General features: G+C 60.3%; 14 protein-coding genes, 1 tRNA gene and 2 pseudogenes. 10 read left to right on the plus strand and 7 right to left on the minus strand.

The features are described 5' to 3' along the window. The first annotated feature begins 27 nt into the window (after nucleotides 1-27). Nucleotides 28-939, plus strand: a complete 912-nt coding sequence (locus EL217_RS11300; RefSeq protein WP_232018348.1) for a hypothetical protein — start codon at nucleotides 28-30, stop codon at nucleotides 937-939. A gap of 541 nt (nucleotides 940-1,480) precedes the next feature. Here EL217_RS11300 and EL217_RS01585 read toward each other — a convergent pair. After that, complete coding sequence (locus EL217_RS01585) at nucleotides 1,481-3,460, minus strand: FAD/NAD(P)-binding protein (RefSeq protein ID WP_126318217.1); 1,980 nt, start codon at nucleotides 3,458-3,460, stop codon at nucleotides 1,481-1,483. A gap of 263 nt (nucleotides 3,461-3,723) precedes the next feature. Here EL217_RS01585 and EL217_RS01590 point away from each other — a divergent pair, with 263 nt between their 5' ends. The 6 genes from EL217_RS01590 to EL217_RS01615 all read left to right on the plus strand — a co-directional run bounded on the left by EL217_RS01590 (nucleotide 3,724) and on the right by EL217_RS01615 (nucleotide 11,128). Continuing rightward, entirely contained in the window at nucleotides 3,724-6,138 is a 2,415-nt protein-coding gene (locus EL217_RS01590) for an excinuclease ABC subunit UvrA (RefSeq protein WP_005281098.1), read from the plus strand. Between the two features lie 75 nt (nucleotides 6,139-6,213). Continuing rightward, complete coding sequence (locus EL217_RS01595; protein WP_005281101.1) at nucleotides 6,214-6,960, plus strand: hypothetical protein; 747 nt, start codon at nucleotides 6,214-6,216, stop codon at nucleotides 6,958-6,960. 107 nt (nucleotides 6,961-7,067) lie between these two features. Continuing rightward, nucleotides 7,068-8,690: a 2-succinyl-5-enolpyruvyl-6-hydroxy-3-cyclohexene-1-carboxylic-acid synthase gene (gene menD, locus EL217_RS01600; protein WP_126318219.1), complete on the plus strand. Its 1,623-nt coding sequence runs from the start codon at nucleotides 7,068-7,070 to the stop codon at nucleotides 8,688-8,690. After that, complete coding sequence (locus EL217_RS01605) at nucleotides 8,691-9,152, plus strand: DUF3592 domain-containing protein (RefSeq protein WP_126318221.1); 462 nt, start codon at nucleotides 8,691-8,693, stop codon at nucleotides 9,150-9,152. Nucleotides 9,153-9,212: 60 nt separating this feature from the next. Further along, nucleotides 9,213-10,412 carry a glycosyltransferase family 4 protein gene (locus tag EL217_RS01610; RefSeq protein ID WP_126318223.1) on the plus strand — a complete coding sequence of 400 codons (1,200 nt, stop codon included), beginning with the start codon at nucleotides 9,213-9,215 and terminating at the stop codon, nucleotides 10,410-10,412. 11 nt (nucleotides 10,413-10,423) lie between these two features. Continuing rightward, nucleotides 10,424-11,128 carry a demethylmenaquinone methyltransferase gene (locus EL217_RS01615; protein ID WP_005276807.1) on the plus strand — a complete coding sequence of 235 codons (705 nt, stop codon included), beginning with the start codon at nucleotides 10,424-10,426 and terminating at the stop codon, nucleotides 11,126-11,128. A 15-nt stretch (nucleotides 11,129-11,143) separates the two neighbouring features. Here EL217_RS01615 and EL217_RS01620 read toward each other — a convergent pair whose 3' ends face one another. Beyond that, nucleotides 11,144-12,412 carry a geranylgeranyl reductase family protein gene (locus EL217_RS01620; RefSeq protein WP_126318225.1) on the minus strand — a complete coding sequence of 423 codons (1,269 nt, stop codon included), beginning with the start codon at nucleotides 12,410-12,412 and terminating at the stop codon, nucleotides 11,144-11,146. Nucleotides 12,413-12,510: 98 nt separating this feature from the next. On the opposite strand from EL217_RS01620, the gene EL217_RS01625 reads away from it, so the two are divergent. Both EL217_RS01625 and EL217_RS01630 read left to right on the plus strand, forming a co-directional pair. Then, nucleotides 12,511-13,515, plus strand: coding sequence for a polyprenyl synthetase family protein (locus EL217_RS01625; RefSeq protein ID WP_023016701.1), 1,005 nt, complete (start codon nucleotides 12,511-12,513; stop codon nucleotides 13,513-13,515). Nucleotides 13,516-13,625: 110 nt separating this feature from the next. Beyond that, nucleotides 13,626-13,707, plus strand: a tRNA-Tyr gene (locus EL217_RS01630). 124 nt (nucleotides 13,708-13,831) lie between these two features. On the opposite strand, the pseudogene EL217_RS01635 reads toward EL217_RS01630, so the two are convergent. The 3 genes and pseudogenes from EL217_RS01635 to EL217_RS01645 all read right to left on the minus strand — a co-directional run. Then, nucleotides 13,832-14,038, minus strand: a pseudogene (locus EL217_RS01635) (IS1249 family transposase); the annotation flags it as partial. Nucleotides 14,039-14,163: 125 nt separating this feature from the next. Then, a complete protein-coding gene (locus tag EL217_RS01640) occupies nucleotides 14,164-14,493 on the minus strand; it encodes a transcriptional regulator (RefSeq protein WP_005276819.1) in 330 nt (109 codons plus the stop codon). Beyond that, nucleotides 14,486-14,890 (minus strand): hypothetical protein, encoded by a 405-nt coding sequence (locus EL217_RS01645; RefSeq protein WP_005276821.1) that lies wholly within the window; start codon nucleotides 14,888-14,890, stop codon nucleotides 14,486-14,488. Before EL217_RS01645 ends, EL217_RS01640 begins: the two co-directional genes overlap by 8 nt. Before the next feature lie 219 nt (nucleotides 14,891-15,109). On the opposite strand from EL217_RS01645, the pseudogene EL217_RS01650 reads away from it, so the two are divergent. Further along, nucleotides 15,110-15,451, plus strand: a pseudogene (locus tag EL217_RS01650) (transposase); the annotation flags it as partial. Here EL217_RS01650 and EL217_RS01655 read toward each other — a convergent pair. Both EL217_RS01655 and EL217_RS01660 read right to left on the minus strand, forming a co-directional pair. Then, nucleotides 15,448-15,972, minus strand: a complete 525-nt coding sequence (locus EL217_RS01655; RefSeq protein WP_126318229.1) for an IS3 family transposase — start codon at nucleotides 15,970-15,972, stop codon at nucleotides 15,448-15,450. The pseudogene EL217_RS01650 and the gene EL217_RS01655 overlap by 4 nt on opposite strands. Beyond that, the gene (locus tag EL217_RS01660) at nucleotides 15,972-16,280 is read right to left on the minus strand and encodes a transposase (protein WP_232018350.1); all 309 of its coding nucleotides are present in this window, start codon (nucleotides 16,278-16,280) and stop codon (nucleotides 15,972-15,974) included. The genes EL217_RS01655 and EL217_RS01660 overlap by 1 nt, the downstream gene beginning before the upstream one ends. Nucleotides 16,281-16,301 lie beyond the last annotated feature (21 nt).

The raw sequence follows: 16,301 nt of genomic DNA on the forward strand, positions 1-16,301 counted from the left end.
CTTTACGGATTTTGAGGGTAAGGTTTTATGATCCAGTCCAATAAACCAGGTGTAGGGGCGGTTATCGTAGCCCTAGCTGTCCTATGGCAAGGAATCGGCACTGCGATAGTCGGAGCCCAAGTAGACCCAGAGCTATCTACTTTTACTACGTTTTCAGCGTTTCTTATCGCGGCGATTATCTCCACAGTGATCTATTTAGCGTTTTATCGTAGAAAATACCGAGCTACGGAAACACCGCATCCCCCCATGAAAATGACAACTGCAGCAAGCCTCAATCTGTTTACTGCGGGCGCTTTCTGCTTATTCTATATTTCCACTACTTTGATGCAGCCCACTGCAGCAAGTGTCATCGAAACAGGAGTCGGCCCTTTTATTGTCGCAGTAATAATGACTTGGTCGGCCAGAAGGCTCAGCAGTTCATTGGTGTCAACAACTGCAGTAGTGGTTCTGGCTCTATGTTTTTTCTTCCTAGGAACGGGAAGCAGTTCACCCCAGTCTTATCTGGGTTTTGCTCTAGCTGTAGGCGCAGGAATTTCTGCGGTAGGAGTGCTTTACTCCTCGCGCTGGGCTACTGAACAAGGGAACAGCGTTCTCACGATTGCAGCAGTGAGGTTTCACTTAGCTTGGATTATTAGCGGTCTCGTGGCTTTCTTTTCCGTGGAAGCGGAGATGCTTCGAGGCTCTACCCTGTCAATCGTCCTGCTATCGGTGATGTGCATTACTTTTCCTATCCTGCTCTTGCAGTGGGGAATTACCTTAGCGCCGCCTTTCATCTCGGCACTGATCATCGCGGCCCTTCCGGCCGTGGTGATGGCTACCGAGGTGGCATTGGGCTCTCAAGTCGAACCAATTCAGTTAACTTTGTTGATGCTCATTGTGGCAATAACCATAAGCCAAGCAATGTGGGGAACACGGAAAAATGAAAATATTAGTAGTTGATGATTCTTCAAGTGGCGCCGATCTGGTGGCAACCCTGTGCCAAAAAAAGGGACGTAGAGGTTGCTACTGCTAACCCGCCGTATGCCATTTCAGCTAACGAAGACGGGAGCATTTCCGATCTATGGGCCCTGGCCCTACTCCGGGAATGTAGCCAAGAAAAATTTGACCTTGTTGTGCCGGGAAGCGAATCAGGAGTATCCATAGCTGAGTGGGTTTCAGCTGAGTTAGGACTACCGCATAACGGTAGAGAGAAGATCTGGCACCGTCGCCATAAGCAAGGAATGATTGAAGTTGCTCACCAATATGGACTGCGTGCCCCAAGGTCTGTTACCCTATCCCCCGCTTCTGCACAAGACAGCCTTTATCTAGACCCGTCCCTGGTCAAGGATTGTGTTGTCAAGCCTGTGGGAAGCGGGGTCAGGTCCGAACGCAGATAAACATAACCTGCCCCAGCATGGGGCTAGGAGTATGAATCCTGGGCTCCTCCGAACGGAACTGCTAACAGCGTAATGGGCAGGCGGTTGCCTGCCCTCGCTGCTAGCTACGCTTGCCCCGTGAGTGCTACCTGTGCCGCGTGCACGGCGGCCTTATCGGCTTCCTGGATGAACCACGAATCCGTGCCCGGAATGGGCGGGGCCAGGGTGGTATCCGGGTACTCGGCGTGGGCAGGGATTCCTACGAGGTGCAGGCGCTTATCCACCGTGCCGTCGGCATTGTGGACCTGGCGGGTATCGGGGTCCTCAGCAGGCGAGCCGGTGGGCACCTCGATGCCATCGCGAGCGGTTTCCGTAAAGGCGCGCACTCGCCCGGATTCCACGAGGGAGTGCATGAAGGAATCGTGAGGGGTGCGGCGGATGTCGGGCTTGTGTACCCAGGCATCGAGAAGCGTGGTGCCCGGGATGCGCTTGCCACCGGAGGCGCTGGAGCTCATGGTCCATTCGTCGGCATCGGCATTCGTGCCCAAGACGGGGTTGCCGCCGACGAAGCTGACGATGCCGGCATCAACAAGCGCCAGCAATTGCTGCGTGCGGAAGGGCGGCGGGCCGGAGCACGTGGTTTGGCCCAAGGTAATAGCCTTATCAAACATGTGGTGGCGCGACTCCAAGGTATAGCGGCCCTCGGCGCCGAGGACCTGGGTGGGTTTGCGGGAGAAACCGACCGACCACAAAGCGGCGCGGACCGGGCTATCCGGGCCCTTCTGGGATTCTGCCAAGTCCTCGCACAGGCTCTTCACGATGTGCTGGGTGAGCTCCTGTTGGCTGGAAAAATCCTCCGTGAGCAGGTGCATCCAGCGCAGCAGGCTGAAGTCCTTGGTGGTATAGCGCGCAATGACCTCATCGAGCTGGGCCAGGCCGTTATAGGCCACGCCAGCATCTACCGGGGTGGCATCGAGGGCGGCGATGATCTCCTCGCGGGAGGCGCGCAGGCTCTCAGGCTCGACGCGGGCGAGGGAATCGATATAGGCCTGGTAGGCATCGCGGGCAACCGCCGGCCACACCTCGGTGTCATAGTTAATGGAGCGCGCGCCCGTGCGGTGGGAAAGCTCGGCGACGACCTTCTTCAGCCGCGGGATCTCCGCGGCCGGTGGCAGGGAGCCTTCATCGGATTGCGGTAGGAAGGGATAGCCGCGCCGGGATGCGGCTGCAAAGGTGGGCTCGGTGCCGGTGGCCTCATAGCGCATGCCCCAGGGCTTGGAGGAATCCTCGACGAACTTACCGCCGCGGCCCACAGTGGAGAGGATGAGGATATCGAAAAAGCCCATGCCAAGCCCGCGCACGAGGACCTTCTCGTTGTCCTTGATGGAGTCAATGCCCTGGTCAATGGGGTTATCGGCGCGAATCCAGCGCAGGCTGGGGTTTTCTTCCAAAGTTTTTAAGATCCACCGCTCGTTTTCGGTATAGCCTTGGGTTTGCCAGCCGGTGACCGCCAAGGTGGAGCCGGCCGCAACGGTGGTGTCGTTATTGAGGTGCAAAATATCTGCGCCATCGCGGGATTCAATATCCACTACGCGGGCGTGGTGTTGCTTGACCTCAACCCACTCCGGCACGTCCTGCAAGACAGAGCGGAAGAACCACAGGATGTAGTGGCCGTACAGCGCGCGCGGCAAATAGGATTCGGGGCGTAGCTTCTCCAGCTCTGCGCGGCCGAATTCTTCAAGGACCTGCGGATCGAGCGGATGGGCGGCGACGTAATCGCGGGCGCCGGGGGACACGTGGGCATCGCCAAGCGTCAGGCGGATCCACTCGTAGATGGTGGGGCCTTCCACCACTGGGGCCTCCACGGTGGAGCCGGGTTCAGAAAACAGCGTCATGCCGTGCGCGAAGGTATTCATGCACAGGTACTTGGGCTGGTTGATATCCCAAATCTTGCCGCCGCCGTGCTGGGCATCATCGATAAGGTGCAGCGTCAGCTTTTCTGGTGGGTGAGACACAGTATTGAGTTGTGCCACGAGGCGCTCGAGGACGGAAATGCCGCGGGGGCCAAGTCCAATCAGCGCGATGGATGAAGTGTTATCGGTCAACGCGGAGCCCTACCTTCTAGCTTATAGACCAAGCGGAATTGTCATAATAGACAATGAAGTCTATCAGTTGGGGCGCTGGCTAAATATGCACCGACCGCAGCTCGGTGGTGACAGGGCGCGCTCGCCAGCCGGAACACCCCGGACGGGCGTGAAATTAATTCTTGGGCAGGCGGAATAGTAGACAGAGCGGTAGGCACGTGCGCGTGGGGGTGGCGGGCCGAAGCGTTGCCTCAGGAAGCTGGTGCGCGGGTAGGATCGCGGACATGACAATTAAGGTTCGCGATGCCCACTTACACAACCTGCGCAATGTCGATGTGGATATGCCGCGCGGCCAACTCGTGGCGGTGACGGGAGTATCCGGTTCCGGAAAATCTTCCCTGGCCTTTGGTACGATCCACGGGGAAGGGCAGCGCCGCTACCTGGAATCGGTGGCGCCGTTTGCGCGCCGGCTCATTAGCTCCGCGGTGGACCCACAGGTCAGCCAGGTGGAGGGCTTGCCACCCACGGTGGCGCTGCAGCAATCCACCTCCGGCGGCGGGGCGCGCTCCACGGTGGGCACGGTCTCCGCGCTATCTAATAGCGTGCGCCTGTTGTACTCGCGCGCCGGGGATAACCCTGAGGGCCTTTACTCGGATGCCTTTTCTCCGAATACCCCTGAGGGCATGTGCCCGCAGTGCCAGGGCGCGGGCGTGGTGCACGAGCCCACCGAGCAATCGATGGTGCCCGATCCCACCTTGTCCATTGAGGAGGGCGCCATTAAGGCCTGGCCCGGTGCGTGGGCGGGCAAGAATTTTCACGATATCCTCATGAACTTGGGCTATGACCTGGATTCGCCTTGGCAAGACCTGCCGCAGGAAGATCGCGACTGGATCCTATTTACCGAAGAACGTCCCGTGGTCACTGTGAAGCCCTTGCGCGGCGCGGACCAGATTCAGCGCAATTATGAGGGCACGTGGCGCTCGGTGGCCAGCTACCTCACCAAGACGCTGCAGGAGACCCAATCGGAATCGCTGCGCAAGCGCACGTTGTCCTTCATGGAATCCCGCGAGTGCGATACCTGCCACGGCCGGCGGTTGAACCCGCGGGCGCTCAAGGTGACGTATGCGGGAATGAGCATCGACAAGCTGGGCGCCCTGCCGCTGGACCGGGTCTATGAGGTACTCAGCGCGCAGGAACCGAAGGAGAATTCCGCGGAGGATCTGCTGCTCAAACAGGTGCTGCCGGCGCTGACCTCCGCCCTGGAGCTGGGTCTGGCGCACCTCAGCCTGGACCGGCCCACCCAGAGCCTCTCGGCGGGTGAATTGCAGCGCATTCGGCTCGCCGCCCAGCTGCGTTCCGGCCTCTTTGGCGTGGCCTATGTGCTCGATGAGCCGTCCGCCGGCCTGCACCCCGATGAGCGCGGGGCGGTGCTGGAGATGTGCCGCCGGTTCATTGACGCCGGCAATTCGGTGCTGCTGGTAGAACACGATATGGACCTGGTGGCCCAGGCAGATTGGCTTGTGGACGTCGGCCCCTACGCCGGCGAGGGCGGCGGCAAGGTGGTCTATTCCGGGCCGGTCGAGGACTACGACGCCGATACCCCCACCGCCCGCGCCTTGGCGCAGCGTGAGCTCGCGCTTGCCGATGCCCCCCGTACCCCCTCCAACCACCTCCGCCTCCACGGCATTTCTGCGCGCAGCATCGACGGGCTCGATGTGGACTTTGGCCTGGGGCAATTTACCGCGGTGGCCGGTGTATCGGGCTCGGGTAAGTCGACGCTGGTAAGCACCGTGCTGGCAGAAACCCTCAAGGAGTCCGCCACCGCTGTGGCCGATGAGGATAAAGATGATGCAGACGAGGGCGGCCACGAGTTCTCGCTAGCCGGGGTAGAAGGCCTGGATAAGGTCTCCCGGCTGGTGCAGATTTCCCAAAAGCCCATTGGCCGCACCCCGCGGTCCACGTTGGCCACCTATACCGGCCTTTTCGATAACGTGCGCAAGCTCTTTGCCTCTACCCCGGAGGCCAAGGAGCGCAAGTGGACGGTCTCGCGCTTTTCCTACAACGTCAAGCAGGGTCAGTGCCCCACCTGTGGTGGCGCCGGAAAAATCGAGGTAGAACTGGTCTTTTTGCCGGGTTCCTATACCACCTGCCCGCAATGCGGCGGTGCCCGATTTAACGATGAGACCCTCGAGGTGACCTGGCACGGGCGCAGCATCGCAGAGGTGCTGGAGCTCACCGTGGACGAGGCCGCCGAGTTCTTTGCCGATGAACCAAAGATCCACCGGGCCATCGCCACGCTGCAGGCCGTGGGCTTGGGCTACCTCCGCTTAGGACAAGGCGCGCCGGAGCTTTCCGGCGGCGAGGCGCAGCGCATCAAGCTCGCCACAGAGCTGCAGCGCTCCCGCAATTCGCGGCGCGGGCACACGGTCTACATGCTGGATGAGCCCACCACCGGCCTACACCCGGCCGATATTGCCCTGCTCAATGCGGAGCTGCACAAGCTTGTCGATGCCGGGCATACCGTGATCGTCATTGAACACGATCTCAACGTTCTGGCGAGCGCGGACCGCATCATTGAGATGGGCCCTGGCGCCGGTGCAGACGGCGGGCAGATCATCGCGGATGCCACCCCAAGCCAGCTGGCCGCGGAAGATACCGCGACCGGCCGGGCGCTGCGGGCGCGCCAGCGGCAGAGCTAGCATTTCCTCGGTTCGGCGCTGGCATCTGGGAGATTCCCTGGGATCTCACAGGAAAATGATGTACATCTGGTAGGCATGACAAATAATGGCTTTGGTGAAAACGGTTCCAATGGCCGAAAAGGCTCCTATGACGACCGCGGCACTGACGACACCCGCCAGTGGTCTGGCCCGGCCGAGGATGCCACGCGCCAGATAGGCCGCGTCCCAGATAATGCGGCCGGTAATGCCCGCAGCCAGCGCCCACAGCAGTATTTCCCGGGCGCGCAGCAGCCGCAGAATGAGACGCGGCAATTCGACGCAAACGCCGATTACCAGCAGAATTACCAACAAAACTACCAACAGCCCGGCGGGCAGTATGGCCAGCAGTACGGTCAACAACAGTATGGCCAGCAACAATACGCCCAGCAGCAGTATGAGCCGGTGCCGTCGGACTATGACCCAGATCAGCGCGGCAAGGGAAAGAAAAACAGCGGGATGGCCGGGGTCTTTGCCGCCATCGCCGTCGTTGCCATCTTGGCGGCGGGCGCCCTGTTCTTCATGTGGCGCAATGCCGCGAGCGATGCCGATAAGCCGGCGCCAGAACCGGTGACGGAAACCACGACTACGCAGGTGCCCACCACGGTGACCGAGACCGAGGATGCGGGCCCTGGCATTTCTGAGCGCCTGCGCAATCTGCCGAACCTACAAGACGATCTCCCCGAAGATATTCCTACCGAGCTGCCACCGGAAATCCAGGACCGCCTGGAAGAAGGCGATGACCTCGACGTGGAGCGCCTCTTGCGGGATCTCTTTGGCAATAGCGGCAACCAGCAGCAGGGCTAGGCAGTAGTAGCGGCGGCTTGGCGCGGCGGCGTTGCACCGCACGGCGCGGCGGGATTGCCGTTTGCCGATTCCCAGCCGCTGCTCCGCAGTAGGTAAAATCTGGCAGCATGAATGAATCGATGCAGCTGGCTGAACAGGTGGCCGCCCAATTGGCGCGCCACCTTACCGATGTGGTGCTGTGCCCGGGATCCCGCAATGCACCGCTATCGCTCGCGCTCCTGGCGCGCGAGGATATCCGGGTGCATACGCGCATTGATGAGCGCGGCGCCGCGTTTACCGCCTTGGGTATGGCGCGCGTGCAGCACCGCCACGTCGGGGTGGTGATGACTTCCGGCACGGCCGTGGCCAATACGCTGCCCGCGGTGGTTGAAGCGCACTATTCGCATACCCCGCTCGCCATTATTAGCGCCGACCGCCCAGAGCGGCTGATCGGCACCGGTGCTTCCCAAACCATCGTGCAAGACGGCATCTTCGGCGTCTATGCGGATACCACTCAGGTCAACGAGCAAAAAGATATCGCCGCTATTGCGGAGCGATTTGAGCGCGATCTTCAGGTGCACATCAATATCGCCTTTGACGCGCCGCTGGTAGGAGATAGCCTGCCGGAACCTGTAGGTGGCGATGGCACTCGCGCGGCCACCCCAAGGTTTTATGACCACGGCGAGGTCGCGGTGGACTTGAGTAAAAATACCCTCGTCATCGCCGGCGATGAGGCCTGGGAGGTCGAGGGCTTGGAAGACGTGCCGACCATCGCGGAGCCCTCCGCGCCGGGACCCTTCCACCCCGTGCACCCGGCCGCGGCGCATATTTTCCGCAAGGCGCAGGTCTCCGCGAATGACTACGTGGTCAATACCAAGGTTGAGCAGGTCATCGTGGTGGGCCATCCCACGCTGCATCGCGGCGTGCTCGCGCTGATGAATGACCCGGATATCGAGCTCGTGGTGCTCTCGCGCACGGCGGACTTTACCAACCAGCGCGGGGATAACGCGCGCCTTGGCACCACCGTCAAGACCACCGGGGAGCCAACCCGCGAGTGGCTCAAGATCTGCCAAGGCGCGACCGACATGGCCGGCGAGGCAGTGCGCACAACCCTGGAGGATGAAGAGCTCGGGTTTACCGGACTGCACGTGGCGGCGGCGGTAGGCGATACGCTCGCGGTCAATGACACGGTGGTGCTTGGCGCCTCGAATCCGGTGCGCGATGCCTCCTTCATCGGTATGCCCTTTGACGGTGTGGATACCTACGCCCCGCGCGGGGTGGCGGGCATCGATGGCACCGTCTCCCAAGCCATTGGCGTCGCCCTGGCCACGCAATCGCTGGATCCCACCAATTGGCGCGCCCCACGCGTGATGGCCCTGGTAGGGGATGTGACATTCCTGCACGATGCCAATGGGCTTCTGATCCCGGAGGATCAGCCGCGGCCGGAAAACCTCACCATCGTGGTGGCCAATGACAATGGCGGCGGCATCTTCGAGACCCTGGAGCAAGGCGCGCCCGCGCTTCGCGATGCCTTCGAGCCGGCCTTTGGAACGCCGCATGGGGTGGGCATCGGCAAGCTGGCAGAGGCTTATGACGCAGACTACCGCCTGGTGACCACCCCGCAGGAGCTGCTGGATACCCTGGCAGAGCTCAAGGAATACTCCACGGGCATCACCATCGTGGAGGCGCAGACCACCCGTGCCACGCGCCGGGCGCTGCAGGATAAGCTCACGCAGAAGGTGGGCCAGTAAGTGTCCCCGCGCTATAGGCCAGCGGTTTTTCGGCGCCGGCTGCACCAGCTCGTGCTGGCCGTCTATGTGGCGCTGATCGTGGGCTCGGTGGGCCTGGTGGTAGGGCCCTTCCTCAATGACCGCGCCATTTCCGCGCAGCCTAGCCGGGCCTTGGCAACGGTCAAGGACGTCGGCGTGCTGCGCACTACCGTGGATTTTCAAGATAGCGACGGGATCTACCATGCCCCGCGGCAAGGATTGCTCTATCCCACCGACCTGGGCGAGGGACAGCAGGTATGGGTGCAGTACGCCGAGGATAATCCGGATTTGGTGAAGGTAGAAGGCCGCGAATGGACCTTGGCGGTCATACCGGCGCTGTCCGTGGCCATCGTGTCTACGCTTGCCGCCGTGGGTTTGTGGCGGCTTATTAACCTGACCACCCGCCGTGCTGAAAAGCCCGCTGAAAATCGGGCTGAAAAATAATTTACCCAGATTTTTCATTGGATTCACCAAAGGCCAAGAAAAATAGGCCATTATGGTGGCATGCGAGTTGCAATCGTGGCCGAATCGTTCCTCCCCAATGTCAATGGCGTGACAAACTCGGTGCTGCGCGTTTTGGAGCACCTGCACGAAACCGGACACGATGCGATTGTCATCGCCCCCGGTGCCCGCGAGGGCCAAGAAGAAATCCCCGATTATTTAGGCTTTCCCATCTACCGCGTGCCCACCGTGCGCGTGCCGCTGGTGGATTCGCTGCCGGTGGGCGTGCCAACCACGGCCGTGGATGACGCGTTGCGGAAATTCAGGCCCGATATCATCCACCTAGCCAGCCCGTTCGTGTTGGGTGCAGCGGGCGCATTTTCGGCCCGCCAACAGCGCATTCCGGCAGTGGCGCTCTACCAAACCGATGTCGCAGGATTCGCCACCAAGTACCATGCCTCCGCCTTGGCTTACGCCGTGTGGGAGTGGCTGCGCACGATCCACAACTCTTGCCAGATGACCTTGGCGCCGTCCTCGCTGACCATCCGGGACTTGGAAAAACACCACATCAAGCACGTGCGCCATTGGGGCCGCGGCGTCAATGCCGAGCTTTTCCATCCCCAAAAGCGCTCTGCTAGCCTGCGCCGCAGCTGGGACCGGAGCGGAAAGAAAAACATCGTCGGCTTCGTCGGCCGCTTGGCCGCGGAAAAGGGCGTGCACCGGTTGTCCGCGCTTAATGGCCGCGAGGATATTCAGCTGGTCATCGTCGGCGATGGCCCCGAGCGCCCCCTGCTGGAGGCCCAGCTTCCTAGTGCCGTGTTTACCGGCGCGCTCAGCGGTGAGGAACTGGCCCAGGCCTATGCCTCGCTCGATGTCTTTGTGCACGCCGGCGAATTTGAAACCTTCTGCCAGTCCATCCAGGAGGCCCAAGCCTCTGGTGTGCCCACCATCGGCCCGCGGGCAGGCGGGCCCGTGGACCTTATCCAGGAAGGCTATAACGGCCTGCTCTTAGACGTGGATAGTTTTGTCGAGGATCTGCCCAATGCCGTCGATGCGCTTTTAAACCCAGAGATCCATGCGGAGTTGCGGGATAATGCTCGCGCCTCCATTTCCTCTAAGACGTGGACCGCGCTGTGCGAGCAGCTGGTGGGCTATTACGAAGAGGTGCTGGAGGATACCCGCCGGGTGCCGCTGACCATTTTGGGGCAGCGCCCAGAGCTGCCACGGTGGGCGGCTCGTGCCCTTGGGGCACGCGTAGCCTAGACTAGGCATTTGTGTCTAAGGCAGATCTGGATAAAAAGCCCTTCGACGTCGCGCGCATGTTTGACGCCGTCGGCGAAAAATACGACCTCACCAATACCGTCTTGTCCTTTGGGCAGGACAAGCGCTGGCGCAAGCGCACCCGCGAACGCCTTAACCTGCAGCCAGGGGAAAAGGTCCTCGACCTCGCGGCCGGAACCGCGGTGTCCACAGAAGAGCTGTCCAAATCCGGCGCGTGGTGTGTAGCCTGTGATTTTTCGCGCGGCATGCTCGCCGCCGGAAGCGAGCGCGACGTGCCCAAGGTGGCCGGCGATGGCATGAAATTGCCCTTTGCGGATAATACGTTTGACGCCGTCACCATCTCCTACGGTCTGCGCAATATCCACGATTACGAGCTGGGGCTGCGGGAAATGGCGCGCGTGACCAAGCCGGGCGGGCGCCTGGCGGTGGCGGAATTTTCCACCCCCATCGTCCCGGTATTTGGCACCGTGTACAAGGAATACCTCATGCGCCTGCTGCCTCCGGTTGCGCGCGTGGTCTCCTCCAACCCGGACGCCTATATTTACCTCGCGGAATCTATCCGCGCTTGGCCTGGCCAAGAGGAGTTGGCGGCGGCCATCAACCGCAACGGCTGGGCCGACGCGGGCTGGCAAAACCTCACTCTGGGCATCGTCGCCTTGCACTCGGCAACGAAGCCGCTTGCCGATGCCCCACAGTAACCCCTTGTAGCCCGCCTAGACCGCCGCGGTGGAGGCCCACAGGGGCGTATCGCGCCGGACGGCCCCTACGGTGCGGCCGGCCGTGCGCCACAGGCGGGCGATAAGGTCGCGGTCCTCCTCCGTGATGAGGTTGCCCATAAGGCGCGCCGCCGCGGGCATCAGCAAGCGGCCCACCGGCCCGCGCAGCGCCAATGGCCCCGCCACGGGCAGGAATTGCGGGTAGGTCAACAGGCGGGCGGCCGTGCGCGCGAGCAGGAAGGATTCGCCGTAGTGCTCGCGCAGGGTGGCCGGCCACGCGAGGGTGAAATCCTTCGGGCCGAGCATGGCTACTGCGAGCGCTGCCGTCTCGAGGCCGTAGTCGATGCCCTCGCCGTTTAAGGGGTTGACGCAGGCGGCGGCATCGCCAATGAGCATCCAGTTGGCCCCCGCTACATCAGAGACCGCCCCACCCATGGGCAGCAGGGCAGAGGTGACGTGTTCGATGTCTCCAAGGCCCCACTCCGCGCGCTGTTGGGTGGCGTAGAACTCCAGCAACTTTTTGGTATTAATCTTGGCCGGCCGCTGCGCGGTCGAAAGCGCACCGACGCCGATATTAACCTGCCCAAGCTCTGCTCCCAACGGGAAAATCCAGCCGTAGCCGGGCTGGACGGAATCGTCTTCATCTTTTAATTCCACGTGCGAGTGCATCCACGGCTCGGTTGCCTTAGGGGAGGCGGCATAGGAGCGCGCGGCGATGCCATAGACCTCGTCCCGGTGCCAGGTGCGGCCCAATTGCTTGCCAAAGGTAGAACGCACGCCATCGGCCACGATGAGCCATTTCGGCCGAATTATCTGCTTGCCGATGCGAAACGATGTCACCCGGTTGCCCTCCATGACCGGGGCGCTCGCGGGGGTACCAGAGATAAGCGTCGCGCCTGCGGCAGTGGCTGCCTCTACCAGCTGCGCATCGAGCCTAAAGCGCGGCAGGGCAGTGCCCACCTGGGAAGGGTAGGTCTGCGGCCACGGGGCGGTGACGTCCCCGCCGTAGCCGTGCAATTTGAGCCCGCGGTTGCGGTAGGAGGCGTTAACGGTGATGCCGAGCTTGTCTAGCTGGTGCATTGCCCGCGGGGTGAGGCCATCGCCGCAGGTTTTATCGCGGGGAAAGGTGGCTGAATCAATGAAGACAGTCTCATAGCCTGCGCGGGCGGCGTGGATGGCCGCGGCACTTCCTGCGGGTCCTGCACCGATGATGGCGACTTCGACAGGGCGGGGGGAATCGATCTGTTCCGACATAGGGACTATCATTGCACTAGTTCAACCCCTCAAGTGTGTTAAGGGGGCTGGTTTGGACTACGGTAGATAAACGATTATCTCTGGCTTTTAATTGCAAGGAACGCTATTTAATGACTCACGGCCACTCGCATGCCACTCACGTGGATCTTGGTGATCCACAGCTTAATGAACGCATTGGCGCGGGCATGGAAGCAGTAGAAGAAAAGCTGCGCAGTGAAACTGACCGCGGCCAGGACTTCTTGAAGGACAAGGTAAGCCATCTGTCCAAGGCAGGCGGCAAGCGCTTTCGCCCGATGATGGCCCTGCTTGCCTCTGAGTACGGCACCAAACCGGGCTGTGAAGAGGTTATTAAGTCCGCCACCGTTGTGGAGATGGTGCACGTTGCTACCCTGTACCACGATGATGTGATGGATGAGGCGGACCGCCGCCGCGGCGTGGAATCCGCCAACTCTCGGTGGAATAACTCCGTAGCCATCCTTGCCGGCGATGCCCTCCTCGCACACGCCTCCCGCCTGATGAGCCAACTAGATACCCATACCGTAGGCCACTTCGCGGATACCTTTGAAGAGCTGGTGACCGGCCAGATGCGCGAGACCATCGGTGCCGGTGAAGCCAACCCCGTGGACCACTACATGGCCGTTATTCAGGAAAAGACCGCGGTGCTTATCGCCTCGGCCGGCTACCTCGGCGCGTACCACTCGGGCGCCTCGGCCGACCACGCTGCGGCCCTATACCGCATTGGCGGTGCCATCGGCATGATCTTCCAGATCGTGGACGATGTCATTGATATCTTCTCCGACCCGAAGGACTCCGGAAAGACCCCGGGAACCGACCTGCGCGAGGGTGTCTTTACCCTCCCGGTCCTCTACGCCTTGGAAGAAGACGGGGAGGTGGGAGACCAGCTGCGTGAGCTGCTGACAGGCCCCCTAGAAACCGATGCTGAGGTCGAGCGTGCCATCGAGCTCCTGCGCCAGTCTGGCGGCCGTCAGCGGGCGCTAGAGGACATTAACGCCTACCTCCGCACGGTAGAAGAACAGCTTTCCGTACTGCCGGAAAATTCCGCTAGCCAAGCGCTGCGCCAGCTCGCGGATTACACCGTTCGCCGCGTGGGCTAGCTGCTTGTCGATGCCCCCTCTTACACACCCCATTTCTCCCTGCTGCGCTGGCGATTTGGAGGTAGGTGGGTGCTTCATAGTAAAGTACATACACGCACCACAGAGTGCATGCCAGGTTGCCCGAGCGGCCAAAGGGAGCGGACTGTAAATCCGCCGGCATTGCCTTCAGAAGTTCGAATCTTCTACCTGGCACAACATGAAGCCCCACAAGCTGAAGCTTGCGGGGCTTCGTGGCATATGCGACAAAAAGTGTGTCTTGGGGCTTAAAGGTGGGTTAAGGGTCAAAATGTGTGTCTGGCTCGGCGTGTCGCTTGGGCTAGATTTGGCCTTTTTGGATGCCGATTGAATGGGTGTAGTTGGTGTCGATAGCGTTGTCGTAGAGGGTTGGTCGTCCTGTTTCGTGGTCGGCTTGGTTCTCGTTGTGGGTCAGGGTTTGTACTTTGGCGAGTTGGTCCTGGCCCCAGTTGGACTGCCTGGCGATTTCTACGGGATCGTCGGGCAGTTCTGTTTTTAGATACAGCCATCACGCTTGCCGACGTTTTCTCGGCTCCGCTCACTACCATTGAGAACGGTGGGCACTTCCCAGGGAGTGACGGCTACCTCGAATTTCCGCAGTTGTGGCAGCACATTATGCAGTGGCTGCGCAGCCTATGAGCCCTCTGTCATGGCTTTAAGTGCGGCAACGTGCTGTGCATAGGCTCCTGTTCCAGTCTGAGTCAACGCGACCCAGACGGCGTCTTTCGCGCGCGTGGAGCCATATTCGCGGGTGCGGCTGATATAGCCGCTGTCCTCAAGATGTTTCAACTGCTTGGACAGCGTATCGGCGGGAAGCTCGGTGAGTTCTGCAAGCACGGCGTATTTCATCTGCCTGCCGTCGGTTGCGCCTGAATGGAACAGCGCGGCACAAATTTTAAGCCGATTGATGGGGTGGATGACCGGATCCAGCTTTGCTGGGCGTGGTGAAGAATCCTTAGACATTGACACCCTTTACAGCGGCGTTGCGGTTCTCATACAACATCCACGCGGTAGCTGCAGTGACTACCGCTCCGGAGAACACTATCCAGGGCCATGAATCCGGCGTCGGTGTTGTAGACATGATCATTGCACCGGGTAGCAATACTCGTGACCAGGTTGCGTGATCGTTGCTCGGACCCATATTTGGATCGAGGCGCACGAATGGGTTTGCAATCTTATCCTTGAGGAGATAGCCCAGAACGAACGTCGGTACAAGAACCGCGAGGCCGTACCACCATGACAGCTTGGTTAGCGCGAGACCGCCGCCGACGCCAAGCGCCACTATCGCCACCGCCCACCAGCTCTGTTTCCACGTGGTGCGCTTTTGAACGTCGTGAATGATCTTAAGGTCGTCGCTCATCGTTCTTCTCCCTAACGCCAACTTCCCTGGTTTGCAACTAAGGCAAGTGTAACACTCGCTGTGCATGCAAGTCTAATGCTTGCCAAGTATGCAAGTGAAGGACTGTGCATAGTGGGAATGTAGCTACGCTCGGGGGTCTAACGGGACTGGTGGTCTGCTACTGTGACATCTGGCCGACTTTTATTGACTGAGGCTCCGCAGGCCTTACATCGCCATCGTGAAGTACCCGACGGCGTGGTCTTCCACGCCGATCGTGGTACCCAGTTCACCAGCGAACAGCTGTGGCAGGTCTGTCAAGAACTAGGGATTGCTCAATCGGTCGGCCGTACTGGTGTCTGCTTTGACAATGCGATGGCCGAGTCGTTCTGGTCGACATTGAAGACCGAATTTTACGATCGGAAGGAATGGCGAACCCGCAACGAAGCCCGGAAGGCGGTGGCTCGCTGGATTGAGATTGTCTACAACCGGCGCCGTTGCCACTCGTCCATCGGGATGGTAAGCCCCGTCGATTTCGAAGCCCAGCTCGCTGATCAAAATGGTAATAAGAAGGCCGCTGCTTAACCCCTAAGCAGCTTAACTACGTGTCCACGATTTGCGGGCAACCCCACTTGGCGGGAGTGTCCATCGCGGATAACGCATAGGTACAGCCAGCCCTCATTCGTGCGTAGATAGGTAATATCCGACATCCACACTCGATTAAGCTGCCCTTGATCAAATAGGCGTTTCACTAGGTCTGGAAGCGTTGACTTCCGCTTGGATTGAATCGTCGTTACGGGAACAAACGCCCTGGGTGAGATGCCTTCAATACCCATCATCCGCATGCGTTTGGCCACGGTTTTACGATTCACATAGACCCCACCCTCGGCGAGTTCTGCAGTAATCCGTGGGGCACCGTAGACTTCGTCAGAATCTTCCCAGATGTCATGAATTTTCCTGTCTAACTGGTCGAGGAATCTCTGACGCTGATTTTCACCACGAAGCCGTACTGCTTGAGCCTTTTGCCATTTATAGTAGCCAGAACGAGAAACCTCTAATAACCTGCTCATTCGTTTGATGCTGTAGTTCGCCTTCTCCTGCTGCATTAGCTCAAATTTTTCCGATCGCGTTGCTTCGCAGCGAAGAAGGCGGTGGCTTTTGACAAGAACTCATTATCCATCTTGGCCTCAGCTAACTCACGACGCAGGCGAGCGTTTTCGGCTCGTATATCGGCATCACTGCGGCCATCTACCGAGCCTTGGCGTTCCCGCTCAAGTTTGACCCACCTGCCTAAAATTGTGGCCGATACGCCAATTTCCTTAGCCACATGAGCGATTGGGCGCCCAGACTCAATGACCAGTCTGGCGGCCTCCTGCCGGTACTCCGGGGTGTACTTCTTCCTTGACGAACTCACAATGAACATCCTCTCCTACGG

Source organism: Corynebacterium segmentosum, from assembly GCF_900637825.1.
In the GTDB taxonomy this organism is placed as follows: Bacteria; Actinomycetota; Actinomycetes; order Mycobacteriales; family Mycobacteriaceae; genus Corynebacterium; species Corynebacterium accolens.

What these genes read in the sequence shown, in the direction of transcription:
- EL217_RS11300 (WP_232018348.1), top strand. Translation starts at nt 28, where the DNA reads ATGATCCAGTCCAATAAACCAGGTGTAGGGGCGGTTATCGTAGCCCTA.
- EL217_RS01590 (WP_005281098.1), top strand. Translation starts at nt 3,724, where the DNA reads ATGACAATTAAGGTTCGCGATGCCCACTTACACAACCTGCGCAATGTC.
- EL217_RS01595 (WP_005281101.1), top strand. Translation starts at nt 6,214, where the DNA reads ATGACAAATAATGGCTTTGGTGAAAACGGTTCCAATGGCCGAAAAGGC.
- menD (WP_126318219.1), top strand. Translation starts at nt 7,068, where the DNA reads ATGAATGAATCGATGCAGCTGGCTGAACAGGTGGCCGCCCAATTGGCG.
- EL217_RS01610 (WP_126318223.1), top strand. Translation starts at nt 9,213, where the DNA reads ATGCGAGTTGCAATCGTGGCCGAATCGTTCCTCCCCAATGTCAATGGC.
- EL217_RS01620 (WP_126318225.1), bottom strand. Translation starts at nt 12,412, where the DNA reads ATGATAGTCCCTATGTCGGAACAGATCGATTCCCCCCGCCCTGTCGAA.
- EL217_RS01625 (WP_023016701.1), top strand. Translation starts at nt 12,511, where the DNA reads ATGACTCACGGCCACTCGCATGCCACTCACGTGGATCTTGGTGATCCA.
- EL217_RS01640 (WP_005276819.1), bottom strand. Translation starts at nt 14,493, where the DNA reads ATGTCTAAGGATTCTTCACCACGCCCAGCAAAGCTGGATCCGGTCATC.
- EL217_RS01645 (WP_005276821.1), bottom strand. Translation starts at nt 14,890, where the DNA reads ATGAGCGACGACCTTAAGATCATTCACGACGTTCAAAAGCGCACCACG.
- EL217_RS01655 (WP_126318229.1), bottom strand. Translation starts at nt 15,972, where the DNA reads ATGCAGCAGGAGAAGGCGAACTACAGCATCAAACGAATGAGCAGGTTA.